Here is a 26,413-nt window from a genome sequence, read left to right on the forward strand (position 1 = left end):
TATCCTGTTTTTTGCCCATACTGAAGCGCTGCGGCTTTGGAAATGGCCAATTGCCTGTATTTTTCCTTAGCCGGATTTCTTTGTCCGTGCGGTGCCGTTTCAAACGGTGCGGGGGCTGCTTCAAACAGTGCTGTGCCGTTCGGATAGGTTGGCCCTACCAGACGTTAAAATGCACTTTCTGTTCGTCGTAACGTTCCTTATGTGAGAAGGGCGTTTCGGAGTAGCCGATAATGGCAAGGCCGAGCGGCGATACGGTATCCGGAAGGTTGCAGAGCTCACGGAAAGCCTGTTCCCGTTCAGGGACGGGATGGACGCCGCACCAGAGAGAAGCCAGTTCCTTGGCACGTGCCGCGAGCAAGAGGTTTTCCATAGCGGCGGAGCAGTCCTGCACCCAGTATTTGCCGTAATGGGCCGAGGTGGTGTCCCCGCAAACGAGGATGGCGAGCGGGGCCTGCCTGATCATGCCCGCGTATGGATGGAACTCCGGGATTTTATCCAGTTTTTCGCGATCCGTGATGACCACGAACCTCCACGGCTGGATGCCCCCCGCCGTGGGCGCGGACATGGCAGCGCTCAGCAATTCTTTGACAATGTCTTCACCGACGGGCCGGTTCAGGAACTGGCGAATGCTGCGGCGAGTATGGAGGGCTTCAAAGGCATCCATAAGAACGCTCCTTTTATCGGGTTTGTGTTCGCCGCAACATAGCAGATCCGTTTGGGTTGCACCAGAGCCGATTTGCCGGGAGGCATTCGCTTTTGCACTGAAAACCGTATTTCAACTGTCTGAAATTCAAAATAAATTTTTAGAAAATCATCAAAAAGGTGAATGTCCCTTTGCCGGGCCCTTTCACTCAAGATGTCTGTAGCCCGCACGGATGTTTGGATATTCTTTTCCGGCACGTCAGGGCTTGTCACTGCGTTATCATACGTGTATTCTTTCCGGTCTGGACAAAGAAACGAGGGGCCCGTTTCTGCTGTTTACGGGCCTTGGACGCGTTTCGTTTGCTGGTTTTTTCTTCATTCTTTTTTTCGTGACAGCGTGTTTTGAAGGAGTTTTTATGGCTGGTATGCCGGGTCCCGGAGATCGTATTGAAGCCCGTTGCACTCGCTGCAATGACATTACCGGGCATGTCATCGTCGCCCTTGTCGGCGGGGAAATCGTCAAGGTGGAATGCCGCGCCTGCGGAAGCGTGCACAAGTATTACCCGCCTGCGACACCCAAGGAAGTGAAGGGAAAGACGGCCGTTTGCCGCGTAAAGGCCGGTGAGACCCGCAAGGAAGCCGTAAATTCCTTCAAGCCCACCTCCACGCCTTCCACGGCCGCCGCATCCCCCGCCGCCGCGTCCCGTGCCGCCGCCAAAGCGCAGAAGGCCGCCGAGGACATGGAACAGAACTGGCAGCGCACCATGAACATGACCGTTGCTTCCGCCCGCCCCTACGCCATGAACGAGTCCTTCGCCGTCGGCGATGTCGTCGAACATCCCAAGTTCGGCAGCGGCGTTGTGCAGGAAGTTTTCCCCCCCGACAAGATGCAGATCCTTTTCCGCGACGGCGCCAAGATGCTGCGCTGTGCGTGTTAGGAAGGGAAGAGATTTTGAAAATGGGGAGGGAAGGCTTTGGGAGAAGGGAAATGCCCTATGCTCCCATCCTTCCCTCCCTTTAGCATTTTCGCCTTGGCTCCGTCAGAGGATGCCGTAGCTTTGTCTCCACCGTATGGTGAAAGGATGGCCCGTTTCGGGCTTTTTCTTTGGCTGACATCATGGCAAAGCGTTTTATTGGCTATCTGCTGGCAAGCCCAAGCAAGAGAATATTTACTGTTTGCCGTAATACGGTCTTCTCCTTTATCGGATACCTGCCTTGTATGTTGCAGCTATCGGGGCCGCCCCTCTGAGATAAGAGGCTTTATTGTTTAAAAACAAGGCGGTGTTATAGAAAATGGCTGATGCTTTTTTCCTTGAAATTTCAAAGGAATAACCAGCAAAATGCCTTATCCGTGGAGCACGCCAAGGGGAAAAATGGGGAAAAAGGCCGTATTTTCACCGTGCTGTGGAGATGAAACAACCACATACCATAACAGAGCCAAAAACAAAGGCTCTGTCCTATAAAAGGGGGTATGATTTACTTAAATTTTGCGTTTTGAGGATTTTAGTTTATATTTCGATATATACTATTTATAAAATTTATAATTATTAAAACATATTATAATAATCCCTTTCTTTAGAGCGTTTTCACGTTGAAAATGTTCTTCCGACTGCGGGAAGCAGACGGCCGCTGCGAAGGCATAAACACAATATACTTACATTGTTAAATACCGAAATAAACGTTCCTTAAACTTTAATGTTATAAAGATTTAAAGTTAATTTGCTCTAGAACAGAGCGAAACAAACGGCTCTGTCATGAGTATTGGGTTGATTTATCTCTATAACATGGTGAAGATACAATCTTTTTATCCATCTTTTTCATTGGCTGAATCCATGAGTAAGGCACTTTGTCGGTTCTTCCGACTGCGGGAAGCAGGCGGCCACTGCGAAGACATAAGCACAATGTACTTACATTGTTAAATATCGAAATGAGCGTGCCTTAAACTTTAATGTTATAAAGATTTAAAATTAATTTGCTCTAGAACAGAGCGAAATAAACGGCTCTGTCATAGTATATAGTTGTTTTTCTCTACACATGATAAAAATACATCCTTTTTATCCATTTTTTACATTGGCTAACCTATAAGTAAGACATTTTGTCGGTTATTCCTTTGGGACTTCAAGGAAAAAGCATCAACCATTTTTGTGACGCAGCCAAACAAAATATGCTGCCGTAAAAATACGGTACAGCAATAACGGGAAAATCGAAAACGGACGGTTCCAAATCGGCGCAAGCCGGTTTGGAACCGTCCGTTTTCGATTTCTCTGAGGGGGTCCGGGGGGAATCATTCCCCCCGGCGGGTGCAGGGCGGAGCCCTGCCGGGGTTCAAGGGGCCGCGCCCCTTGCCGCCGGAGGCCTTACGGCATCATGGCGCAGAGCATGAGCCCGGCCGTGACCGGAAGCCCGCACATGAGGTTGGCGTTGGCGATGGCCTGCCCGGACGCGCCGCGGCAGACGTTGTCGATGGCGGACACCACGATGAGCCGGTTGGTCCGGGGATCGACGATGACGGACATATCACAGAACATCGTCCCGCGTACATTGCGGGTTTCGGGAAGTTGCCCGGAGGGCAGGACACGCACCCACGGGCTGTCCGCCCATGTTTCCTCATACACGCGCTGGGCGTCCGCCTGCGAGAGGGGGGCCTTGAGCTGTGCGTAGATCGTGGACAGGATGCCGCGGTTCATGGGCACAAGGTGCGGATTGAAAGAGATGGTCATGGGCTCGTGCGCCAGACGGGACAACTCCTGTTCGATTTCCGGGGTGTGGCGGTGCGTGCCGATGCCGTAAGCCTTGAAGGAGTCCGCCACTTCGCAGTAGAGCGAGCCGAGCTTGGCGGAACGGCCCGCGCCGGATACGCCGGACTTGGAGTCCGCGACGATGCCGTGGGTTTCGACAAGGCCGTCGGCGAGGGCCGCGGTCATGCCGAGGATGATCGAAGTGGGGTAACAGCCGGGGTTCGCCACGAGGCGCGCCTTGGCGATGTCCGAGGCGTAGAGCTCCGGCAGGCCGTATACCGCTTCGGGAAGCAGGTCGGGGCGCTTGTGCTCGACCTTGTACCACTGCTCATAGGTTTCTGCGCTCTTGAGGCGGAAGTCGGCGGAAAGATCCACTACCTTGAGGCCGCGTTCCACGAGCGCCGCCGCCATTTCGGTGGCCGCCGTGTGCGGGACGGCAAGGAAGGCCAGATCGCATTCCTCGGCGATGAGTTCCGGCTCAGGCTCGATAAGGATGACGTCGGCCCCCGGCAGGCCGTTGAGGAACGGGTACAGGTCGCCGAGCCGTTTGCCCGCTTCGGTGCGGGAGGTGGCGGCGGTGAGCTTCATGTTCGGGTGCCCGGTCAGCAGACGGGCCAGCTCCATCCCAGTGTAGCCGGTGACCCCGACAAGGCCAACCCGGATCATTTCTTGCGGCATGGCTTTTAATCCACCTTTTTCATGACGTATTTCATACGCAGTTCGTACAGGATGCCTTCCAGAAGGCGGGCTTCGTCGCTGTCGAGGCATTGCTTGGTCTTTTCTTCGAGCATGGTCAGGATGTCGATGGTATGCTTGGCCATGACCAAATCCTGTTCGGTCGCGCCCGATTCCGGGTTGGGAACCTCGCCGAGCTGCACCAGCGCGGACGAGGCGAGGGAAAGGATGAACGTGGAAAACGTGACCTGCGGCATGGAGCAGTCGCAGCCGGGCTTATTGCAGTTGCAGGCCTTATGGCCTTCAGGGGAAGCAGTATTCATGGCGTCTCCGTGGAACGAGTGTCTATGAGGGGCCCGGCAGGGGGCCTGTTCAACTTCTTACATCAGGAATAACTCGTCCCGGCTCAACGTCAAGGGCGCGATGATACGCGGAAAGTGCCGTTTCCAGATAATCGCGCGACGCGCTGAAGCCGCCGGAAGCCCGCAAACCGTAGGCCAGCGCGTGCAATCCCGCCAGCGCGTCCGCCCAATCCACCCAGCCCATGTGCCCGAAGCGGACCATGCGGCCCTTATAATGATCTTGCCCCCCCGCGAAGACAATGCCGCATTCGTCGGCAGCGACCTTGAGGAGCTTGTCGCCGTCCACCCCGGCGGGGAGCAGGATGCTGGTGACGCCCCAAGCGTAATGCGTGGGCGCGAACAGGGGCAGATCCAGCGCCTGCGCCCCGGTGCGGACCATGCAGGTGAGCGCCCACTGCTTGCGGTACAGGGCGTCGAGGCCGCCTTCCTCAAACAGCATGGACAGGCTCTCGTGCAGCCCCACGATGAGGCTGACCGGAGAGGTGAACAGCCCCTGCCCCTTCAGCACGTTGTCGCGCTCGCCCACAAGGTTGAAATAGAAGCAGGAGGCCGGGATGGATTCGGCGCGTTTCCATGCGCGCGCGGAAAGGGCCAGCAACGCCATGCCGGGCGGGACCATGAGGCCCTTCTGGGAGCCGGTAAGGAGGCAGTCGATGCCCCATGCGTCCATCGGGCAGGGGGAGATGCCGACCGCCGAGATGCCGTCCGCGACAAGGAGCACCTCGCGCGTGCGGGTAAGCCGGGCGATGGCTTCCACCGGATGCTGTGCGGCGGTGGAGGTTTCGCAGACCTGCATGAGCACGCCCTTGGCTTCGGGATGTTCGCGGAGCGCCTGTTCGACCTGCGCGGGCGTCACGGCCTGCCCCCATGCCACATCGATTTCCACGACCTTAAGCCCGCGTACGGCGGCGATTTTGGACCAGCGCTCGCCGAATTTGCCGCCGTTCACCACAATGACGGTTTCGCCGGGCAGGAACAGGCCGTGTACGGCGGCGGTCATGGCCCCGGTGCCGGAGCAGGAAAGCGGGAGCACCGGCTGTTCGGTGCCGAACAGCTTCTGGAGCATGGTTTCGGTTTCCAGCAGGATTTTCTTGAAGCCGGGCTTCCGGTGGTGGATCATGTCCTGCGCGAGGGCAAGGCGGACGCGTTCGGGCAGAGGCGTGGGGCCGGGGGTGAGCAAACGGGGCTTGTTGAACATGATGTCTCCTGTCATGCGGACAAATTTCGCGGCGCGGATCAGTCTTTCCAGACCCGCAGGATAAAGACTTTAAGATAGGCCGTTTCGGGCATGGACGGATGCACCGGATGATCCGGCCCCTGAAAGCCCTGATACAGCAATTGCGTGTTCAGGCCCCTCTTGGCGGCACACTGGGCGATCAGGCGGCGCAGCGCTTCGGCCTCAAGGTGGTGCGAACAGGAACAGCTCGTGAGAATGCCCCCGTTTTCCACGAGTTGCAAGCCCAGATCGTTGACCCGGCGGTAGGCGTTGAGGCCCTGCTCGGCGTCCTTCCTGCGTTTGATGAAGGCCGGGGGATCGACGCAGACCACGCCGAATTTCCGCCCCCCGTCGCGCAGCGCCGCCAGCGTGTCCAGCGCGTCGCCGGGCAGCGTTTCGCCGGGGCAGCCGGCGTTGGCGGCAAGGTTGCGGCCTGCCATGTCGAGGGCCTGTTTTGAAGCGTCGAGGAACGTCACGCCCGCCGCGCCGTTCCGGGCCGCCATGACCCCGAACGCGCCCGCGTAGCAGAAGGCGTCGAGCACGGTCTTGCCCTTGGCGTACTTGGCTGCCTCCACCCGGTTGGGGCGCTGGTCGTAGAACCAGCCGGTCTTCTGGCCTTCCGCCAGTGGGACGGTGAAGGCCGCGCCGCTTTCCCGCACTTCGATTTCGTCCGGCACCGTGCCCATACCCGTTTCCACGCTCAGGGGCAGGTTTTCCATCGTCCGCACGCTCACGTCGTTGCGGAACAGCACGGCCTTGGGGGTGAACAGTTCCCCGATCACTTCGAGCAGGGCATCCTTTTGGGCTTCCATGCCCGCCGTGGTGATCTGCGCGCTGAACACGTCGCCGTAGCGGTCGAGCACGAGGCCGGGCAGCCAGTCGCCTTCACCGTGGCACAGGCGGTAGAAAGGCACGTCGAACAGCGCTTCACGCAGCAGCAGGGCGCGTTCGAGGCGTTTTTTGATGAGGGGGGCGTCGAGCGGCTCGTCGGGCTTGCGGCTGACGATGCGCGCGGCGATGAGCGAAGCCGGGTTGACGTAGGCTGTCCCGATGGGGCGCCCGTCGGCGGCGCAGACCTGTGCGGCCTCGCCCGGCGCGAACGCCGTCAGCGGGGATCGCTTCACGTCCACTTCGTTGCTGAAAATCCACAGGTGCCCCGCCCGCAGGCGGCGGTCTTCGTTTTTTTTGAGGAAAAGCTGTTGCATGGGTGTCCTTTGGGGGGAGAAGGGTGAAAGGCAACTGGAGAGGGGAGGGAGAACCCTTCTGAAGAAGGGCTTCTCCCTCCCCTCTCCAGACCTCTCCCCTCCCTCTCCCAAGACTTTCGTAATGGGGTGGGGGAGACGCGGGCATGTTTCCCTGTTTTCTTGTTTTATGAGCTTGTTATAGTTTGTTTTTATTGACTATAAAGCTTTGGCTGCGTCATAGGAAGCGGTTGATGCTTTATTTCTTGGCTCTGTCATAGTATATGGTTGCTTCGCCTCAACAACATAGTGAAAATACAGACTTTTTCTCAATGTTTCCCCTTGGTGGAATCCATAGCCAAAGGCATTTTGCCGGTTATTCCTTTGGAGCTTCAAGGAAAAAGCATCAACCATTTTCTAGGACACAGACTATTTCTTGAAATTCCAAAGGGGTAAAAATACCCTCCAATCATGGAGTCCATCAGCGAAAAACTGGAGAAAAAATCTGTATTTCCAGTATGCTGTAGAGATAAAACAGCAATATGCTAGGTTGTGTCGTTGTTTAATATGTAACTATTTGGAATTATATAATAATATTTTATAACATAAAATATTTAATAATTTCAATTGATTATATAAAATTGACGACACGACCTATGAGAGCGCCAAAGTTTTTGGGAATGTTCAGCTCAAGAAAAAGGTATAGACCCAGATGCCCGCATTGATGACCATGGCAAGGAAGATGGCGGCGGAGGCCATATCCTTGCCGCGTTTGACGTGTTCGTTCCATTCGGTGGTCACGAGATCGAAGGATTCTTCGTCGGCACTGTTGAGCAGTTCCACGACCATGACCCCGATCCAGCCGCCGAGCACCAGCAGCCATTGTCCGGCGTCTTTACCCGTTACGGCAAGCAGGGCTGCCAGAACAACCAGTACGAGCACCTCATGCCGGAACGCCTGCTCGCCTTTCCACGCGAACACGAGGCCGGACAGGGAATTTTTGGTGGCTCCCATCAGATGCTTGGGATTGATGAATCGGGGCATAGCTTTCTCCCGTTTTCCTTTCAAAACGCTGCCGATGTGTCTGCAGGTTACGATAACTGCCTAAAATACAAGCCTCTGCCATGAAATATGGCTGATATATCCACACAACATGATGAACATGCAGCGCTTTTATACAAATATCCTCTTAGCGGGCTCCATGATTGAAACATTTGGCTCTTCATAGCATAAAGTTGTTTCATTTCCACAGCACGGTGAAAATACGGCTTTTTTTCCAATTTTTCTATTGGCGGAATCCACGGCTAAGGCATTTTGTCGGTTAATCCTTTTTGATTTCAAGGAAAAAAGCATTAACCGTTTTCTATGACACAACCTTATACAAATATCCTCTTGGCGGGTTCCATGATTGAAACATTTGGCTCTTCATAGCATAAGGTTGTTTCATTTCCACAGCACGGTGAAAATATGGCCTTTTTCTCCAGTTTTTCCATTGGTGGAATCCACAGCTAAGACATTTTTTCGGTTAATTCTTTTTGATTTTAAGGAAAAAAGCATCAACCGTTTTCTATGACACAACCTTATACAAATATCCTCTTAGCGGGCTCTATGATTGAAACACTTGGGTCTTCATAGCATAAGGTTGTTTCATTTCCGCAGTACGGTGAAAATACGGCCTTTTTCTCCAGTTTTTCCATTGGCGGAATCCACGGCCAAGGCATTTTGTCGGTTAATCCTTTTGGACTTCAAGCAAAAAGCACCAACCGTTTTCTATGAAGCAGCTAACCATTTCATTACGTATCCCTTTTGGAGTCCCAAGAAAGGGCATATCAACCGAGTACCACGGCACAGCCGAATGCAAAAGTCTTAGGAGAGGAAGGGGAGGGGTGTGGGGAGGGGAAGGAGAAGCCCTTCTTCAGAAGGGTTCTCCTTCCCCTCCCCACGTCTCTTTCCTCCCCCAACTAATGCGCATCGCCCCAGTTCCCGGCGGCGCCCCAGTCGGCCTTGAGGGGTACGTCAAGGACGATCCCGCCGGGACGGACGGTTGCCATGAGCGCGGCGACGCGTTCCCCGGCCTCCTGCGCGGCGGCTTCGGGGACTTCAAGCAGCAGTTCGTCGTGTACTTGCAGCAACAGCTTGGCGTCCAGAGCGCGCAGGGGGGCGTCACCGTGCACGGCAAGCATGGCGAGCTTGATGATGTCCGCAGCGCTGCCCTGAATGAGCGTGTTGATGGCCTGACGCCGGGCGAGCGAACGCGCCTGCTGGCTTTCGGCCTGAATGTCCGGCAGGGGGCGGCGGCGTCCGGCAAGCGTGGTGACATAGCCCTGCTCGCGGGCCATTTCCTCGACGTTCTCGTAGAAGTTCTTGAGCCCCTGCAAGCGTTCAAAATAACGGGCCATGAACGCCTTGGCCTCGGACAGCGGGATCTTGAGCTCCTGCGCCAGCTTCTGCGGGCCCATGCCGTAGATCAGCCCGAAGTTGATGGTCTTGGCGTTGCGGCGCTGATCCGGGGTGATCTCGGAGGGCGGGGCGTCGAAGAGGAGGCTGGCCGTGCGGGCGTGGATGTCCGCGCCCTCGCGGAAGGCCGCCAGCAGCGTCTCGTCGCGGGAAAGATGCGCCAGCACCCGAAGCTCAATCTGCGAATAGTCCGCCGAGATGAGCTTTTTGCCTTCCGGCGCGGTGAAGCAGGCCCGCATCCGGCGGCCAAGCGCTCCGCGCACCGGGATGTTCTGGAGGTTCGGGTTGCTGGACGAAAGGCGGCCCGTGGCGGTGGCAAGCTGGTTGAACGTGGTTCGGATGCGTCCGTCGCCGCCCATGAGCCGGGGCAGCGGTTCCAGATAGGTCGAGCGCAGCTTTTCCAGCTTGCGGAACTCAAGGAGCGCGTCCACCACCGGATGGTGGCCGGAAAGTTTTTCCAGCACGTCCTGAGACGTTGAGGCTTGCCCGCCGCGCGTCTTGCCGGAAATGGGGAGCTTCAGGCGGTTGAACAGCACGTCCCCAAGCTGCTGCGCGGAGCGGATGTTGAACGGCCCCTGCGCTTCGCGGTAGACATCCTCGGTGATGCGATCCAGATCCTTCTGCACTTCCTCCAGAAAACCGGCGAGGGCTTCGGCGTCGAGCTTGACGCCAGCGCTTTCCATGTCCGCGAGCACCGGGATGAGCGGCAGTTCCAGCGTCTTCATGAGTTCGACGAGGTGCGCGCCGGACAGCCGCTTAAGCAGCTGGTCGGTCATGGCAAGGGCGAGGAGTCCGGGATTGGCTGCCGAAAGCCCAAGAGCCGTACCCCAGCGGGCGGACAGCTTGGGCCAGCCGTAGTCGCGATCCTCCGGCTCCAGCAGGTAGCTGGCGAGCCCAAGATCAAACCATTTTTCCGAGGGGATGCGCCGCCAGTCCGCGTGTGTGTGCAGCAGCGCCTTGACGTCCGGCGCGATCACGAATTTCGCCTTGAGCAGGCGATCCACGAGCTTGGGCGTCAGGCCGGTATAGACGATTTCCTTATCCCCGACGGCGACGGCGAGTTCGCCGTGCCCGCCGAGCACCGCCACGGGGTTGCCTTCCAGCGCGTCGAAGAAGGGATCGGAGGCGTCGCGGAGACGCTGACGCGGTTCGGCCTTGGGCGTGTCGAGCAGGGAAAGCTGGCGCATGGGGCCGCCTTTCCCGGAATCCACCGTTTCCGGCGTGTCGTGTTCCACGGCGACGCGTCCGTCGCGGATGAGCGTGGCGAGTTCGCGTTCAAGGGAACTGAGCTCGAATTCACGGAGCAGGGTGGCGGCCTCCTGCCGGTTCACCGGGCGCACGCGCATGGCGTCGAGCGTGAGGGAGGCGCAGCGGGTAGTGTCCAGCGTAGTGAGCTGGCGGTACAGGAACATGGCCTCAAGCTGCCCGTCGAATTTTTTTTGCAGGGCGGGCTTCATGGAGGCGAAGCCGTCCCGGATGGCCTCCAGCGAGGCGTACTCGTGGAACAGCTTTTCCGCCGTCTTCGGCCCCACGCCGCGGACGCCGGGGATGTTGTCGCTGGAGTCTCCGATGATCGCCTGCACGTCCGGCCATTGCGTGGGCTTGAGGCCCGTCTCTTCCTCAAAGCTCTTGAGGGTGACGATTTTTTCATCCTTGCTGGCAGGGTCCCACATCATGACGTTTTCATGCAGGCACTGCTTGAGATCCTTGTCGGTAGCCACGAGGATCACCGGGCGTTCCTCGCGGTAACGCTTGGCGAGCGAAGCGAGGCAGTCGTCCGCCTCGCAGTTGTCGGAGACTTCAAGGTGCAGGCCGAGCGCCTTGATGAGCCGATGGATGGGATCGATCTGCTTGATGAGGTCTTCCGGGGTGGCGCTGCGCTGGGCCTTGTACAGCGGGAACAGCTCATGCCGGAAGTTGGGGCCGTGCCCGTCGAGCACAAAGGCGAAATGCCTGGGCTGTTCCTCGCGGAGGATGCGCATGAGGATGCGGGCCACGATGAACAGCGCGCTCGTCGGGAACCCGTCCGAACGCTGCATGCTTTGGTTGGCGTAGAACCCCCGGTATACGAAGGCCGATCCGTCCATGAGATAGATCGGCTCCTGATCAAATCGCTGCTTGATGCTCATATTTTCTCCAAGAGGGCGGCCGGGGATTTTCCCCGCACCCGCTAAACTGCTCCGGCAGGATGTCCGCATCCGGCTCCTCGGAACCGATCCGCTTTTACAATATCCTTCCGAACCCGATCCGCGCCCCGGCCCTTCATCTTCCTGAAATTGGAGAGAGGGGTTCGATGCCGCGCCCCGGCTTTTATCTCCCCAAAACTGGAGATTCGACTCCGTGCCCCGCCCTTCATCTTCCCCAAACAGGAAAGAGAGACTCGACTCCGTGCCCCGGCCTTCATTTTCCGAAGAACCGGAAAAGAGGGATTCGATAAGGTCAAAAGTCTTTGGGGAGAGGGGGAGGGTTTGGGAGGGGGAGGGGCCCTTTCTCCAGAAAGGGCCCCTCCCCCTCCCAATCTCTACTCCTTCCCTTCCTTTATGGCTTCCCGGATGCGGCAGACGCCGCACACCCCGGAGGATGTCGGGTAGCCGCAGACGGTGCAGGGGGCGAGGGCGTCGCCTTCCGCCTTTTCGAGCCCGGCGAAGGCGGAACGCCCGCGCTTGAGGAAGTCCACGTAGAAGGAGAGCTTGCGTCCGGGCATCTCTTCCTCAAGCTGGTTCCAGAGCCCTTTGTAATAGGTGAAGCTCGCGCCCGCGCTGTACGGGCAGGGCGTATGGTGGTGCTCGATCTCTTCAAGGAAGGCGTAGGTCGCGGTTTCAAATTCGGTCAGCCGCCAGAAGGGTTTCACCTTGCGGGCGAAGCCGTCTTCACCGTCGAGGCGCGGGCCCTGATCCGAGAGGTAGCCGACGTCCCAGCGGAGGGTGTTGCTGAACAGGCGGGCGATTTCGTCGTCGAGGTTGTGCCCGGTGGCAAGGGCAGTGAAGCCTTCCTCAAGCGCCGTCTTGTTGAAATAGTGCCGTTTGATCTTGCCGCAGGCGGAACAGACGGGGCGCTTGAGGCGTTGTTTGACCAGCGGGATGGCAAGCCCTTCCTTGGCCATTTCCTTGACGATGAGCTTGAAGCCGTGCCTGCCGCAGAAGCGTTCGATGACCCCGCGCACGATTTCGGACGTGCCGGGGATGCCGAGGTCGATGTGCAGGCCGGTAACGTCATAGCCCTGACGCGAAAGCTCAAGCATGAGGGAGAGGGAATCCTTGCCGCCGGACAGGGCGACGAGGATGCGATCCTCGTGGGTGAACAGCTTTCCGGTTTCGATGCCGCGGGCGACCTGCGCGGAGAAGAAATCCCGGAAGCAGTTTTCACAGAATCCGGTATTGTGGCTCGGCAGGGAGATGATGGCCGTAGCGGACTTGCAGCGTTTGCATATCATGGTGAGGCGAACTCCGGGGCAGGGCGCGGCTGCGCGCTGCGGATTGGATGGCCCGGCGTGAAACCGGTTAACTGGTTTTTCTAGCTGGCGTGCAAGAGCCTTGTCAAGCCGGGAAGATTGGGCGGAACACGCGGCTGCGGCATGATTTCTTTGTGCGGGAAGGGTGATTGTGATCCCGATCACTGCCTTTTTCGGGTAAAGGGAAGAGTATCCGTTGACAAGATGATGTCGTTTCCCCTCAACTTTGGAGGTTTCCATGTTTTGCAATCAGTGTGAACAGACGGCGAAGGGCACGGGCTGTACGGTTATGGGCGTCTGCGGGAAGCTGGCCCCGGTTGCCGATCTTCAGGATCATGTGATCTACGCGCTGCGGCTGCTGTCCCGCACGGCGCTCAAGGCCCGCGCCAAGGGCGTGGTTGAGCAGGATACGGACGATTTTACCGTCCGCGCGCTGTTCTCCACCCTCACCAATGTGAATTTCGATCCCGCGGCCCTTGAAGAAGTCGCCCTGGAAGCCATACGCCGCCGCAAGGCGCTCGCCGCGAAGCTCGGCTGTACGCCGGATACGAGCGACGCGGCCGTGAAAGCCGACTGGGAAAGCATCCGAAAGGTGCAGGCCGGAACCGACCGTTTCAGCGACGACGTGAATGTCCGTTCCGCCATGCAGCTGCTCCTGTACGGGCTGAAGGGCGTAGCCGCCTATGCGGATCACGCGGCGGTTCTCGGCCAGCGTGACCCGGAACTGAACGCCTTCATCTATGAGGCGCTCGCCGCCGGGATGCCGGACAAGGACGGCACGCCGGACAAGGCGCGCAGCCTTGAGGATTGGCTGGATCTGGTGCTGCGCTGCGGCAAGGCCAACCTGAAGGCGATGGAACTTCTGGACGCCGGGAACACCAAGGCGTTCGGCGATCCCGTCCCCACGCAGGTTTCCCTTGGGCACCGCCGGGGCAAGGCCATCCTCGTTTCCGGGCATGATCTCGAAGACCTGTACGAACTGCTGAAGCAGACGCAGGGTACTGGCATCAACATCTATACCCACGGCGAAATGCTGCCCGCGCACGGATACCCGGCGCTCAAGGCGTTCCCGCATTTTGTGGGGCATTACGGCACGGCGTGGCAGAACCAGCAGAAGGAACTGCCCGCTTTCCCCGGCGCGGTGCTGTTCACCACCAACTGTATCCAGAACCCCAAGGATTACGGCGGGAAGGTATTCACCTCCGGCATCGTGGGCTGGCCGGGCCTTGTGCATATCAAGAACCGGGACTTCGCGCCGCTCATCCTCAAGGCGCTGGAACTGCCCGGATTCGAGGAAGACGCGCCGGGCAAGGAAGTGACCGTGGGCTTCGGGCGCAAGACGCTGCTGGACGCCGCCCCCGCCGTGCTTGATGCGGTGAAGTCCGGGGCCGTGCGCCACATCTTCCTCGTGGGCGGCTGTGACGGCGCGAAGCCGGGCCGCAACTACTACACCGAATTTGTGGAGAAGGCCCCGCAGGATACGCTCATCCTCACGCTGGCGTGCGGCAAGTTCCGCTTCTTCGACAAGGAGCTGGGCAAGATCGGGCCGTTCCCGCGCCTTATGGACGTGGGGCAGTGCAACGACGCCTATTCCGCCGTCAAGGTGGCGCTGGCGCTGGCCGACGCGCTCAAGTGCGGCGTCAACGATCTGCCGCTCTCGCTGGTGCTGTCGTGGTACGAGCAGAAGGCCGTGGCCATCCTGCTTACCCTGCTCGCCCTCGGCGTGAAGAACATCCACCTTGGGCCGAGCCTCCCGGCCTTCGTATCCCCCGACATCCTCAATCTGTTGGTCGAAAACTGGGGCATCAAGCCCATTTCCACCCCTGAAGAGGATTTGAAGGCCCTTCTGGGATAAACGGCATACGGGGGAGGACGGCGTTTCCCGTGCGGCCCGCGATGCCGCAGGGATACCGCACAGGGGATTGCCGCCGAGACATTCGCCTTTTCGGTGACTTTCTAAAGATCATTTTATATCTCATATGGTTGAATATAGGTTTCGTTGAAGATGTGAATGTTTCTTGCCACCCCCCTTGTTGCCAGCCATAGCGTAAAAGGGACGGGCGCTTTTTCGGAAGCTCCCGTCCTTTTTGCATTTGGTGCCTTTGGTGCGGAAACGCTTGCGCCCAGCGGCGGCCCCGGTGTATTTTTTAGGTTCTGTTATAGTATGTGGTTGTTTCATCTCCACAGTGCGGTGAAAATACGGCCTTTTTTCCGGTTTTCCCCTTGGCAGGCTCCACGGCCAAGGCATTTTGCCGGTTATCCCTTTGGAGCTTCAAGGAAAAAAGCATCAGCCATTTTCTATACCACAGCCATTTTTTAAAGAAATACACTGTAAAACAGGAGCTGGCATGTCAAACGAACGGTTGGAAGTGCTCGGTGGCTTGCCGCTGTTTGAGCCGTTGTCCCCGGACGAGCGGGAGCGTCTCGCCGTGGAATGCCGGATGCGTAGGTTTGCGCGCGGGGCGGCTTTGTTCCGTGAAGGGGAGCGCGCCGACGGCATGCACATCGTCCTGCGCGGCGTCGTGAAGGTCGTCCGCTTCGCCACGGACGGGCGGGAGATGGTGCTTCACCTTGTCCGCGGGGGAAACACAATCGGCGAGGCCGCGATGTTCCAAAAGGGGACGTTCCCGGCGTCCGCCGTGGCGGTGGACGACGTGGAAACCCTGTTCCTTCCGGCGGAGGCGCTGTTTGCGCTGGTGACGGAAAACCCGGAGATGGCCTTGCGGATGCTCGCGGCGCTGTCGCTCCGCCTGCGGATGTTCGCGCACAAGCTGGCGGCGCAGGGGCAGGGCGGTGCGGCCTGTCGGCTTGCCACGTATTTGCTGCACAGAAGGCAGATCGGGGGCGGGGACTGCATCCGGCTCGGCGTTTCGCGGGAAGTGCTCGCCAACCTGCTTGGGCTGGCCCGTGAAACGCTTTCCCGCCAGTTGTCCCGGTTCTCCGAGGCGGGCTTGGTCGAGCTGAGGGGAAAGGACATCATCATTCTTGACGTTCCCGCTTTGCAGGCCACTGCCGCAGAAGGAGACAGATAGGCGGAATGCCGGATACGCTCCGGGTGTTCCGGTTTGCGGGGCATGGCGGGGATTATGGGGCCCGATGCAGATACCTCAATCCCGACAGTCATTTTGAATGGATGGGCTCGATTTCGGGGACGGCAATACGGGCCTTTGGATTGCTGAGGCCAGCGGGGGAAACGGAAACTGCTGGATGGCGGTCAACGAAGGCCATGTTGTTCCCGGTCTGGAGGCGTACCTTTCGCCGGGGATTGTTTTAGACATTGGTATGGCTTCGTGGGTAAGGCCCATTGCGTTGCGGGGGACGGGGCGGCGGGGACTGGCATTCAGCCGTTCCCACAAGGGAAAAGCCGCACGGCGGAACTGCAAAGAGCGAGGGGATTCCTGTGGAATCGCCCGGAATACTGGGTCGTATCGTCAATGAGATATAATCATTAAAATTATTGGTTCTGTCATAGAGCCTGGTTGTTTTATTTTATCAATATATTGAAAATATATGCTTTTTCTCCAATCTTTCCGCTGGTGGGCTCTGTGATTGGGAGATTTTATTGGTTATTTCTTTGGAATTTCAAGGAAATAAGGCATCAACCGTTTTCTATGACACAGCCAAATCATTTAACTATTTTTAAAGTTACAAAAAGGATTGTTTTTAATAGTTTCAAATGGTTGCATGTAACATGGCGACACGGCCTAAGGAGGCGCCATGCGAAACGTCTTAACCTTGCTGGGTACAGGGTTGCTGGCGGGATGTTGCCTGATGCACTTTCATGTCCCTATTACGGAACAGACACGAACCAACGCCCAAACCTTCGGGAGCCTCGGTCAGCGATTGCTGCCGGATGGCACGCCTCCTGAACGGATCGCCGCGTTCCGGCAATGCCTGAGTGTGGCCTATATGGGGCACTACGGGGAAGGCGAGGCGGGCGCGGCACGGGAACGCGAAGGCGGGTATGCGTTGTTTTGGCAGATCCTTATGGCGGCTGCCCCGACATACGGCCAATTGGTGGCCTATGACATTCATGCGCGGGGCCGGAAACGATACGAAGCCGATCCGCGTTCTTTCGTGGAGGCGGGCGGGGCATGGGCCCGGATCGTCTTTGAGCGGTGCGGCGCGGGTGTGTTTCCGGACGAGGATCGTTACCGTATGCTTAGCTTTTTTTCGCGCCTTCCGCATGGTGTGACCCCCTGAAAGGCGTTCCTCCGTCGCCGCGGCATACGGACGGCATGGGGACGCCGTCCGCAGCTGGCCCGCAACTTCCATAAAGCAAAGCGCATACCGTTCCCGCAAAGGAACGGCATGCACTCATGCAGAAACACCGGATACTAAAACGACGAAGCGGTTCCAGATAGCTATCTGGAACCGCCATTGTTAGCTGGTAGCAAGGGGGAGATTTGAACTCTCGACACTACGGGTATGAACCGTATGCTCTGACCAACTGAGCTACCTTGCCACAGGTTGCTGCCGCAGCAGCGAGGTCATTTAATAAGCGAGTTTGAGGGACTTGGCAAGCTTTTTTTGCAGGAAAATAGCAAAAAATGTAATTTGTTGAATTTTCTATCTTAAATTGGGGCAAGAAAACTGTTTTAGGAACCGTGGGCGGATGCGGGCCGTGCAGCATGGCCTTCCTCCTCCCCGGTGATGGCGGGGAAACCGTGCCCTTGATGACGGCAAGCGGCTGGTTCAGCCCTTCTCCCCGCTAATGGACGGGAAACGGCTTTTTATCAGGGCGAAATCCCCGTTGTCCAGCGCATGGCTCCGTTATTCGGGATGGCTGTGTTATGGAAAATGGTTGATGCTTTTTTTCCTTGAAGCTCCAAAGGGATAACCGACAAAATGCCTTATCCGTGGCTCCCGCCAAGGGGAAAACCGGATAAAAAGGCTGTTCACCGCACTGTGGTGATGAAACAACCACATACTAGAACAGAGCCTTCGGGATACGAAGGCTTCATCTCCACGGTATGGTGAATACGCGGCTTTTCCCCTCGCTTTTTCGTTGGCGGGCACCATGCCGGAGGCATCTTATCCGCCGTTTTTTGGGAACCTCAAGAAATAAGGCATCAACCGTTTTTCATGATGCAGCCTGGGGCCTGTTCGCGCAAACAGAGAATAAACATAACTTACAAATGGTTATATCTGTTTTGAGCGATGCTGCATTTTCCTTCAACTCTCTTCTGGCATGGGGAAAATGCGGCATAGTGTGAACAGGCCCTACGCGCCCTCAAGGCCCTCCGCCGCCGCAAATGTGGCTGCATTCCGGCAGGGAGAACGTTTTCCGCTTGGGGTACGCCTTTTCTCAGGCGACGGCGCACAGCCAATAGGCCCATGTCACGCCGATCATGGTGGCAGTCCTCAGGAGCTGGTTGCAGAAGATGAGCTTGAAGGCCAGGCCGGGGCTGTAATATCCGGCGTAGGCCGGGAACTGGTGCCGGATGGTTCGCATGGGGGTGGAGAGGATGTTGCCGACGAGCAGGGCGATGATGACTTCCGGGGGGGTAAGCCCGCCCATATGCAGGGCGGAACCCGCGGCGGACAGGGAAGCGCCGATTTCGGCGGCGAGGCTCAGGAGCACGATGCCGAGCGCCTCCGGCCTGATGAACCCGATCCACGGGGTATGCTCGGAAAGCCACGCCTCGGCGGTGCGGAACAGCCCGTAGTGCTGCATCAGGTACATGGCGACGTAGACGGGGATGGTGAACATGACGAGCTTGGGCAGGCGGCGGCGGAACCGTTTCCACGCCTTGAGCGCGGCGCTTTTGAAAGTGACTTTTTCCTGAGGCAATCGGCACTCGATGCAGGTTTCGCCATGAAGGGGCGGCAGGAGGAAATGCCCAAGGCCCACCGTAAACAGGGTTCGCAGCACGGCCGCCGCGAGGGTCAGCCCCGTATAGATGAGGGCGGGGGCGCCGAGCACGGGCCAGAGCATGAACAGCATGGTCGGCAGGTGGACCATATAGGCGGGCAGGCTGTTGAACAGGTTGGCGAGCACAAGCTCGCACAGGCTGATTTCACCCTTGGCGTGGCTTTCGGACAGCAGGGCGTTGGCGGCGGCCGGGGAGAAGAAGGCCATGGAGAAGGACGCACCGGCGGCTTCGCGCAGCCGGGCGAGCCGCACCAGCGGCGCGGAAAGGCGGGCGAGGGGCCGCGTCCAGCGCAGCGCCTCAACGATATTGGCGATAAGCAGGCCAAGGCACATGGCGAACAAAAGCCGGGTGAGCGGGCGGCCCAGCGTCAGCCAGAACGGCATCGGATCGGAAGGTATCATGGGGGTCGGATACCACGCTTTCCAAGGAGAGGCCAGCGCGTATTCTTCCGTCTCCCGGCATTGTGTGAAGGCGGGAATTCGTGTAGATTAAGGCTTGCTCGAAGAGCCCCCCTTTAACCCTCGTAACTCTCCGATTGTCTCGCAAGGAGGTTCCCATGCTGATTCGTGAGTGGATGACCAAGGACGTCATCACCGTGACCCCTGACACATCCATGCTGAAAGCGTCGAAGTTGATGAAGGATCATAATATCCGGCGTCTTCCCGTCCTTGACGGGAAGCGCGTGGCAGGCATCGTTTCCGACAGGGACATCCGGGCCGCCTCTCCTTCCAAGGCGACGACGCTCGATATGCACGAGCTGTACTACCTCCTTTCCGAAGTGAAGGTAAAAGACATCATGACCAGCGATCCGGTCACGGTCTACGACACCGACGCCGTGGACGCCGCCGCCCTGATCATGGAAAACAAGGGGATCGGCGGCCTGCCGGTGGTCGACGGCTCCGGGGAGCTTGTGGGCATCATCACCGATCATGACATCTTCAGGGTGCTGGTGGACTTCTGCGGCGCGAGCAAGGGCGGCCTTCAGCTTGCCTTCATGCTTCCCGACAAGCCCGGCGTGCTGACCCCGATTTTCGAGGCCATCAGCCAGAACGGAGGCAACGTCCTTTCCGTGCTCACCTCGCGCAGCAAGACGCAGGAAGGGAGCAGCCACGTCTATATCCGTCTCCATGCGATGGACTCCGAAAAGGAAAAGGCCCTTATCGAAAATATGAAGAAAGCCATGCCGTTGGAATACTGGATGGATGACGAGTTCCACTGCAACAAGAATTGCTGATTGTTTCGGCTACGGCAGAAAGAGGGAGAGGCTTTCACGGAAGCCTCTCCTTTTTTGTATGGAAAGGAAACATCCCGCTATGCGGGAGGTTCCGAAAAGCTTACGGCTTTACATATGTTATAAAAACTCCTTTTGATTTGTCAGTAAAGCTTGCGGTCTGGCAACTGCAGGCGGCAACAAATCAAAAGGAGGTCACAATGAGTGACGTTCAATAGTTAGCCCACACAAAGCGGCATGGGGCGGCCTCGCCGCATGAGCGTCCGGCGGTGAGGCGGTATGACCGCTCAAAGCCTGCACCGTATCGCGGCGGTGGGGGATGCCGTTTCCTTTTCCCGGCGGCCTTTCTTTCCTCCGCCCAAGCCTTCCGCCGATTGCCGCCATCGCGCCGATGGCGAGGATGGGGAAGCCGCCGAACCCAAGCCGGGCCTATTTCCTCAGCCCAAGCTCTTCGTCGATTTCCGCCATCGCGCCGATGGCGAGGGTGAGGAAGTCGCCGAGTTCAAGCCCCAGCTCAGAGCACTGCCGGATGCAGTCACGGTTGACGCTGGCGGCAAACGCTTTGTCTTTCATCTTTTTCTTGAGGCTGGAGGCCTGCATGCCTTCCATGCCCGTGGGGCGCACGAGTGCCGCCGTGACCACAAGCCCGGTCACGGTTTCCCCGCAGCGCAGGGCGTAGTCGAAGGCGGAGGAGGGGGCCACGCCGGTCATTTCGCCGTTGTGGGCGCGGATGGCGTGCAGGGCTTCTTCGGGCAGGCGGTCGCCGATGCGTTCGGCTCCGACGAGGCCGTGCTTGGCGGGATCATCATGGGTAAGGGGATAGTCGAGATCGTGCAGCAGCCCGGTCAGGCCCCACACCTCTTCGTCCTCGCCTAAATGCCGGGCAAGGGCGCGCATGACCGCTTCCGAGGCCAGCGCGTGCTGGATGAGATGTTTTTCGGGGCCGGGTTCGTTCAAAAGGGCCAAAGCCTGTTCGCGGTTGATCATGACGCCTCCGTGGGTTGGTGAGGGGACAAGGAACCTGTTGCATACCGCAGCGCGGCTTCAAAATCCAGCGCTGTCGGATGATTGACACAACCTCTGGAATGACGGAAAAGGAAGGGATCTATTTTCATCCTTCTTACCCGGTTCGCCCCGCGGCGGACAACGCACCTACATGAAGCGCATAATCGGTATAAAATTTAGTCATTACGGACAAATATATTTTTTCTACTGTGAGGATCCCTTTGTCGGCAGGGGGGATCGCGTACTTGCGGAAACCGGTCAGGGCCTCGGCATCGCCACGGTCATGAACATTGTGGATCGCCTTCCTGAGGATCTTCCCCCGGACGGTGTGCGCGATATCCTGCGCAAGGTGACCGACGAGGATCAGATCGTTGCGGAAGAAAACGATACCCTGACGTACTCCGCGTATAAGTTCTGTGAATCGCGCATCCGGGAACGCCAGCTCGACATGAAGCTTGTCGATGTGGAGGTGCTTTTCGATCGCAGCAAGCTGGTGTTTTATTTTACCGCCCCAACCCGGATCGACTTTCGTGAGCTGGTAAAGGATCTGGTGCGCGAATACCACACCCGCATTGAGCTGCGCCAGATCGGCGTCCGGCACGAGACGCAGATGCTCGGCGCGGTGGGGAGCTGCGGCATGGTGTGCTGCTGCCGCCGGTTCCTGCGCAAGTTTGTGCCCGTGACCATCAAGATGGCGAAGGAGCAAAACCTGTTCCTGAACCCCTCCAAGATTTCGGGCATCTGCGGGCGCCTCTTGTGCTGCCTCAGTTATGAGCAGGAGAACTATGATATTTTCCACAGCAGTTGCCCGCGCCTCGGAAAACGCTACCAGACCAACAGGGGCCCCATGAAAGTGCTGCGCGCCAACATGTTCCGCAACAGCGTGGCCCTGCTGACGGATACGAACGAGGAGCTTGAGCTGACGCTCGACGAGTGGCAGGAGCTCGATCCCCGGCGTCCCGACGCGCCGCCGCGCCCGGAAGGAAAGCCTGATGCGAAGCCGGAGAACAAGCCTTCGGCGCCCCGTCCGCATGACGAGCTGATGGTGGTCATGGCCGATCCGGACACCATCGACGAGGCGTTTGGCGACGACCCCGATGAGTTTGACGATCTCGGCGGGCTCAATGACGGCGATATGGAAACGCTTGAAGAGGGGCTCCGTCCCAAGCGCAAGCGCAAGCGGAAGAGATAGGGACGGGGGAGCGAAAAGGGGCCTTTCCGGGGAAAGGGCCCGCTTCTCCCGAACCCCTCCCATCATCCCTGAGGGCGTTTGGCCTGAGGGGAGGCCGCGCGGCGGAAGCCCGTTCCGGCGGGGGAGGGGGCAATGAGTCAGAAACGGCTGCAGACGGGACGGTTTGCGGCCGGCATATACGGAACACCATGAAAGGAGCTTTCCCGTGTCCTCCACGTTTTACATTACGACACCGATTTATTACGTGAACGCCCGCCCGCATCTTGGGCACGCCTATACGACCATAGTTGCGGACAGCCTGCGCCGTTTCCATACGCTGCTCGGCGAGGATACGTGGTTTCTGACCGGCACGGACGAGCACGGCGACAAGATCGTCAAGGCCGCCGAAGCCGCCGGGCAGACCCCGCAGGAATTCGTGGACGGCATCAGCGGCCAGTTTCAGGCCCTGTGGCCCAAGCTCGGCATCAAGCACGATCAGTTCATCCGCACGACGGATGCCGATCACAAGGCCCGCGTGCAGGCGTTCCTCCAGAAGGTGTACGACAACGGCGACATCTATTTCGGCGAGCACGGCGGGCATTACTGCACGGGCTGCGAGCGTTTCTACACCGAAAAGGAACTGGAAAACGGCCTGTGCCCGCAGCACCTGACCAAGCCGGACTTCATTCAGGAGAAGAACTATTTCTTCCGCATGTCCAAGTACCTGCCCTGGCTTGCCGAGCATATCCGCGAAAACCCCGACTTCATCCGTCCCGAACGCTACCGCAACGAAGTGCTGTCGATGATCGAAAGCGGCGTGCTGGAAGACCTGTGCATTTCGCGCCCGAAATCCCGCCTCGAATGGGGCATTGAGCTGCCGTTCGACAAGGATTACGTCTGTTACGTGTGGTTTGATGCGCTGCTCAACTATATTTCCGCCCTCGGCTGGCCCGACGGCGGCAAGTATGCCGCGTACTGGCCCGGCGAGCACCTCGTCGCCAAGGATATCCTGAAGCCGCACGGCGTATTCTGGCCCACCATGCTGAAATCCGCCGGGGTGCCGCTGTACAGGCACCTCAACGTACACGGCTATTGGCTCATCAAGGACACCAAGATGTCCAAGTCCCTCGGCAACGTGGTCGAGCCCATCAAGATGGCGGAACATTACGGGCTGGATGCGTTCCGGTATTTCCTGCTGCGCGACATGCAGTTCGGTTCTGACGCCAGCTTCTCCGAAGAGGCGCTGATCACCCGCTTCAATGCCGATCTCGCCAATGACCTCGGCAACCTGTTCAGCCGCGTGCTGTCCATGAACGCCAAGTATTTCGAGGGCAAGGTTCCGCCGATGGGCGAACTGACCGAGGACGACAAGGCGCTCGTCGAGCTTGCGGAGAACTCCCGCCGCAACTACGTGCAGTTGTTCGGCAACATCCGTTTCTCGCAGGGCCTCGACGCGCTGTGGGAGCTCGTGCGCGCCCTCAACAAGTACGTGGATTCCCAAGCCCCGTGGACGCTCTTCAAGCAGGGCGATACGGCCCGCCTCGGCACGGTCATCCGGCTGCTGCTCGAATGCATGCGCAAGGTGGCGCTCTGCCTGTGGCCGGTCATGCCGGGCACGGCGGCGGCCCTGCTTGAGCAGCTCGGCCAGCCCCTGCCCGCGTCCGAGCGTTTCGGCGTCGCGCCCGCCGGGAACGTCAACGATGAAGAGGGCGCTTGGGAATGCCTTGCCACCGGCAGCGTGATCGCGTCCGCGTCCAACCTGTTCCCGCGCTTGGAAATCCCGGAAGAGATGAAGGAAGACAAAAAGGCGAAGCAGAAGAAGCCCGCCAAGGGGAAGGAAGCCAAAGCCGCGCCCGCTCCCGCGCCTGCTGAAACAGCCGCCCCCGGAGTGGCCGAATACGCCGACTTCCAGAAGCTTGAGCTGCGCGTGGGCACGATCCTCGAAGCGGGCCGGGTGCCCAATGCGGACAAGCTGCTGTGCTTCAAGATCGATCTTGGCGAAGCCGAGCCGCGTCAGATCCTGTCGGGCATTGCCGAGCACTTTGAGCCGGAAACCCTCGTGGGCCGTCAGGTGTGCGTGGTCGCCAACCTCGCGCCGCGCAAGATCCGCGGGCTCGTATCCGCGGGCATGATCCTGACGGCGGAATCCCCTGACGGCAAGCTGACCCTCCTCGCCCCCGGCGGGGATGTCGCGCCGGGAAGCAGGATTTCGTAGGGGAAAAGAATCGATGCAAAAAGGGGAACCTTTCGGAAGGAAGGTTCCCCTTTTTGTTTGAATCCCGCCGATAGGCGTGCGGTTGATGCGCGGCGCGATAGGCCCGCAGGAGGCCGCACGGTAACCAACAACAGATAATCTTCCGGCTTTGCCGGGGGACTCCCAAAGTTTGTTTTTCCAGAAGGCTCTGTCAGAGTATGTGGTTGTTTAATTTGGCTGTGTTTAAGTTTGTGGCTGATACAAGTATTCCAACTGGAAAGGAAGAGTTCTTTGGAAATGATTTGGAGGTCTCGCAACAATTCTTCAAAACTGGATTTCATGTAATGAACAAAAAATGAGAGAGGCCCACATCACCAGACGTAGAACGAGCTTTTATCTATTGATTTTCATTGAAAAAATCATCAACCGTAAAATTGAACACAGCCTTTAATTTTATTAATATACTGAAAATATATACTTTTTATTCTGTTTTTTCGCTGGTGGGCTCCATGATTGGAGGGTATTGGTTATTTCTTTGGAACTTCAAACAAAACATCAATCGTTTCCTGTGGCACAGCCTTTTTATTTGGCTGTGTTATAGAAAATGGTTGATGCCTTTTTCCTTGAAGTTCCAAAGGGATAACCGGCAAAAGGCCTTGGCCGAGGATCCCGCCAAGGGGAAAACCGGAGAAAAAGGTTGTATTTTCACCGTACTGTGGAGATGGAACAACCACAAACTATAACAGAGCCATTTTGTGTCCGGCACGATTGTGCGAGGAAGATTGGGGAGGGAACGCTTTCCTTAGGTCGTGTCGTCAATTGGATATAATCTATTGAAATCATTTAACTGTTTTTCAGGTTGCAAAAGGATTGTTTCCAATAGTTTCAAATAGCTACATATAAAATGGCGACACGGCCTAGAACGGTTTTCCTCTCCCAAGAATTCCACTCCGAAGGCTTTGGGCTGGCGGGGAGGCTGCGCGGAATGTTCCGTGGATGAAGGCAAAATAGGCGGTGTGATTATAGCAAGAGTAGGAACAGGGCAGGAAAGGGGGAAGCGCCATATCTCTTGGGGAGAATATGGAATCGGTGTAGGAGGATGAGGGGAGAGGGCATTATGGAGATGCCCTCTCCCGCTTTACTGCCGCTGTTGTTTTTCCGGCAAGGCCGCGATGATGACGCCTACGAAAGTAAGCCCGACGCCAAGGGCTTGGGCCAGCGTGAGGCGTTCTCCGAGGATGGTAAAGGCGAAGATAAGGGTGAATACGGGGATGAGGTTGCCGAAGAGGGCTACGATGCCCGCTTCAAGGTGTTTGAGTGCGAAGTTGAAGCTCAAATAGACAAGGAAACCCACGCCGATCCCCATATAGAGCAGGCCGCCGACTGCGGGCGCGGTGATGTCGGCGGGCATGGGCGTCATGAACACGAAGGGCAGGAATACGATGGTTCCGCCGAGCGCTTGAATGGCTGAAATGCTCAGGAAGGAGTAGCGCCGGGAAATAAAGCGTACGCATATGGCATAGCCCGTTGCGGACAGGATGGCCCCAACCATGAGCAGGTTGCCGAGGATGGGATTGGAGGCCTGATCCGAGCTTTCGGCGGCGAGGGAGGCTCCGGCGACGCCCGCCACGGCAAGCAGCATGGCGACGATGGTCTTCTTGGTCAGCTTTTCGCCGAGGAACAGCCATGCGGCTACGGCGGTGCAAAGGGGGAAGCAGGCCGCGATGACGCCGCCCTGCGATGCCGTGGTGTAGGTCATGGCAAAGGTTTCGCAGAGGAAGAACAGGCAGGGCTCAAACAAAACCATCGCCACCAGATATTTCCAGTCGCCTTTTTGATAGGGGAGACGGCTCCACAGGCGGTACAGCGCCAGATAGATGACCCCGGCGAACGCTACGCGGGCGAAAACCACCTGCATGGCGGTAAACGACTCGAACGCGTATTTCATGGCGATCATGCCGCCGCCCCACGTTGCATAGCTCAGGATCAGCAGCGCCATCAGCACGTTCTTGGATACGGTCATGGTTCCCTCCCCAAAACGCCCGCAGGTTGTGGAACGGCGGGCCATCATGATGTTTCCGAGAACTTTAGATGGTTGTGCCCGGCAAATCTGATGCAGATGCGACACTTTTGCAAAAATAAGGGGATGTGGGGGGAGGGGCGGAAGGGAAAGCGTGAGGCGTGGCGCCCCTGTCCTGAAAAAACCGTGAAGGC

The 26,413-nt window shown here is 58.1% G+C and carries 19 protein-coding genes and 1 tRNA gene; 8 read left to right on the forward strand and 12 right to left on the reverse strand.

Annotated elements, in window-relative coordinates; translation table 11 throughout:
• Window positions 1-154 precede the first annotated feature (154 nt).
• Entirely contained in the window at window positions 155-664 is a 510-nt protein-coding gene (locus tag AC6I1V_RS12485; RefSeq protein ID WP_302554138.1) for a nitroreductase family protein, read from the reverse strand.
• A gap of 394 nt (window positions 665-1,058) precedes the next feature.
• Here AC6I1V_RS12485 and AC6I1V_RS12490 point away from each other — a divergent pair, with 394 nt between their 5' ends.
• Complete coding sequence (locus tag AC6I1V_RS12490; protein ID WP_302554139.1) at window positions 1,059-1,580, forward strand: hypothetical protein; 522 nt, start codon at window positions 1,059-1,061, stop codon at window positions 1,578-1,580.
• Window positions 1,581-2,999: 1,419 nt separating this feature from the next.
• Here AC6I1V_RS12490 and argC read toward each other — a convergent pair.
• The 7 genes from argC to AC6I1V_RS12525 all read right to left on the reverse strand — a co-directional run bounded on the left by argC (window position 3,000) and on the right by AC6I1V_RS12525 (window position 12,704).
• A complete protein-coding gene (gene argC / locus AC6I1V_RS12495; RefSeq protein ID WP_486854734.1) occupies window positions 3,000-4,058 on the reverse strand; it encodes an N-acetyl-gamma-glutamyl-phosphate reductase in 1,059 nt (352 codons plus the stop codon).
• A gap of 5 nt (window positions 4,059-4,063) precedes the next feature.
• Window positions 4,064-4,378, reverse strand: coding sequence for a DUF1844 domain-containing protein (locus AC6I1V_RS12500; RefSeq protein ID WP_374044391.1), 315 nt, complete (start codon window positions 4,376-4,378; stop codon window positions 4,064-4,066).
• Window positions 4,379-4,427: 49 nt separating this feature from the next.
• On the reverse strand, window positions 4,428-5,615 hold the full coding sequence (locus AC6I1V_RS12505) for a pyridoxal-phosphate-dependent aminotransferase family protein (protein ID WP_479858991.1): 1,188 nt from the start codon (window positions 5,613-5,615) through the stop codon (window positions 4,428-4,430).
• Between the two features lie 38 nt (window positions 5,616-5,653).
• Complete coding sequence (locus tag AC6I1V_RS12510) at window positions 5,654-6,838, reverse strand: class I SAM-dependent rRNA methyltransferase (protein ID WP_486854735.1); 1,185 nt, start codon at window positions 6,836-6,838, stop codon at window positions 5,654-5,656.
• A 660-nt stretch (window positions 6,839-7,498) separates the two neighbouring features.
• Window positions 7,499-7,858, reverse strand: a complete 360-nt coding sequence (locus AC6I1V_RS12515; protein ID WP_302554143.1) for a diacylglycerol kinase — start codon at window positions 7,856-7,858, stop codon at window positions 7,499-7,501.
• 917 nt (window positions 7,859-8,775) lie between these two features.
• The gene (polA, locus tag AC6I1V_RS12520) at window positions 8,776-11,400 is read right to left on the reverse strand and encodes a DNA polymerase I (protein WP_486853905.1); all 2,625 of its coding nucleotides are present in this window, start codon (window positions 11,398-11,400) and stop codon (window positions 8,776-8,778) included.
• A 392-nt stretch (window positions 11,401-11,792) separates the two neighbouring features.
• Complete coding sequence (locus AC6I1V_RS12525; protein WP_302554451.1) at window positions 11,793-12,704, reverse strand: PP-loop family protein; 912 nt, start codon at window positions 12,702-12,704, stop codon at window positions 11,793-11,795.
• Between the two features lie 256 nt (window positions 12,705-12,960).
• On the opposite strand from AC6I1V_RS12525, the gene hcp reads away from it, so the two are divergent.
• The 4 genes from hcp (at window position 12,961) to AC6I1V_RS12545 (ending at window position 16,925) form a co-directional block, all read left to right on the forward strand.
• Complete coding sequence (gene hcp, locus AC6I1V_RS12530; RefSeq protein WP_486853904.1) at window positions 12,961-14,577, forward strand: hydroxylamine reductase; 1,617 nt, start codon at window positions 12,961-12,963, stop codon at window positions 14,575-14,577.
• A gap of 156 nt (window positions 14,578-14,733) precedes the next feature.
• Window positions 14,734-15,042, forward strand: coding sequence for a hypothetical protein (locus AC6I1V_RS12535; RefSeq protein ID WP_497737027.1), 309 nt, complete (start codon window positions 14,734-14,736; stop codon window positions 15,040-15,042).
• A gap of 28 nt (window positions 15,043-15,070) precedes the next feature.
• Window positions 15,071-15,754, forward strand: a complete 684-nt coding sequence (locus AC6I1V_RS12540; protein ID WP_302554453.1) for a Crp/Fnr family transcriptional regulator — start codon at window positions 15,071-15,073, stop codon at window positions 15,752-15,754.
• Window positions 15,755-16,439: 685 nt separating this feature from the next.
• Entirely contained in the window at window positions 16,440-16,925 is a 486-nt protein-coding gene (locus tag AC6I1V_RS12545; protein ID WP_486853903.1) for a hypothetical protein, read from the forward strand.
• A gap of 185 nt (window positions 16,926-17,110) precedes the next feature.
• Here the strand turns inward: AC6I1V_RS12545 and AC6I1V_RS12550 are convergent.
• Together AC6I1V_RS12550 and AC6I1V_RS12555 are read right to left on the reverse strand one after the other, a co-directional pair.
• Window positions 17,111-17,187: transfer RNA gene (locus tag AC6I1V_RS12550), tRNA-Met, on the reverse strand.
• An 843-nt stretch (window positions 17,188-18,030) separates the two neighbouring features.
• A complete protein-coding gene (locus AC6I1V_RS12555) occupies window positions 18,031-18,999 on the reverse strand; it encodes a hypothetical protein (protein ID WP_486853902.1) in 969 nt (322 codons plus the stop codon).
• 155 nt (window positions 19,000-19,154) lie between these two features.
• Here AC6I1V_RS12555 and AC6I1V_RS12560 point away from each other — a divergent pair, with 155 nt between their 5' ends.
• Entirely contained in the window at window positions 19,155-19,832 is a 678-nt protein-coding gene (locus AC6I1V_RS12560; RefSeq protein WP_302554439.1) for a CBS and ACT domain-containing protein, read from the forward strand.
• A gap of 426 nt (window positions 19,833-20,258) precedes the next feature.
• Here the strand turns inward: AC6I1V_RS12560 and AC6I1V_RS12565 are convergent, their stop codons facing one another.
• The gene (locus AC6I1V_RS12565; protein ID WP_302554440.1) at window positions 20,259-20,816 is read right to left on the reverse strand and encodes an HD domain-containing protein; all 558 of its coding nucleotides are present in this window, start codon (window positions 20,814-20,816) and stop codon (window positions 20,259-20,261) included.
• A 169-nt stretch (window positions 20,817-20,985) separates the two neighbouring features.
• Here AC6I1V_RS12565 and AC6I1V_RS12570 point away from each other — a divergent pair, with 169 nt between their 5' ends.
• Window positions 20,986-22,026, forward strand: coding sequence for a PSP1 domain-containing protein (locus AC6I1V_RS12570; RefSeq protein ID WP_486853901.1), 1,041 nt, complete (start codon window positions 20,986-20,988; stop codon window positions 22,024-22,026).
• A 163-nt stretch (window positions 22,027-22,189) separates the two neighbouring features.
• Window positions 22,190-24,220: a methionine--tRNA ligase gene (metG, locus tag AC6I1V_RS12575; RefSeq protein ID WP_486853900.1), complete on the forward strand. Its 2,031-nt coding sequence runs from the start codon at window positions 22,190-22,192 to the stop codon at window positions 24,218-24,220.
• 1,117 nt (window positions 24,221-25,337) lie between these two features.
• Here the strand turns inward: metG and AC6I1V_RS12580 are convergent.
• On the reverse strand, window positions 25,338-26,222 hold the full coding sequence (locus AC6I1V_RS12580; RefSeq protein ID WP_497737028.1) for a DMT family transporter: 885 nt from the start codon (window positions 26,220-26,222) through the stop codon (window positions 25,338-25,340).
• Between the last annotated feature and the right edge of the window lie 191 nt (window positions 26,223-26,413).

Source organism: Bilophila sp. T19-St14 (genome assembly GCF_059728385.1).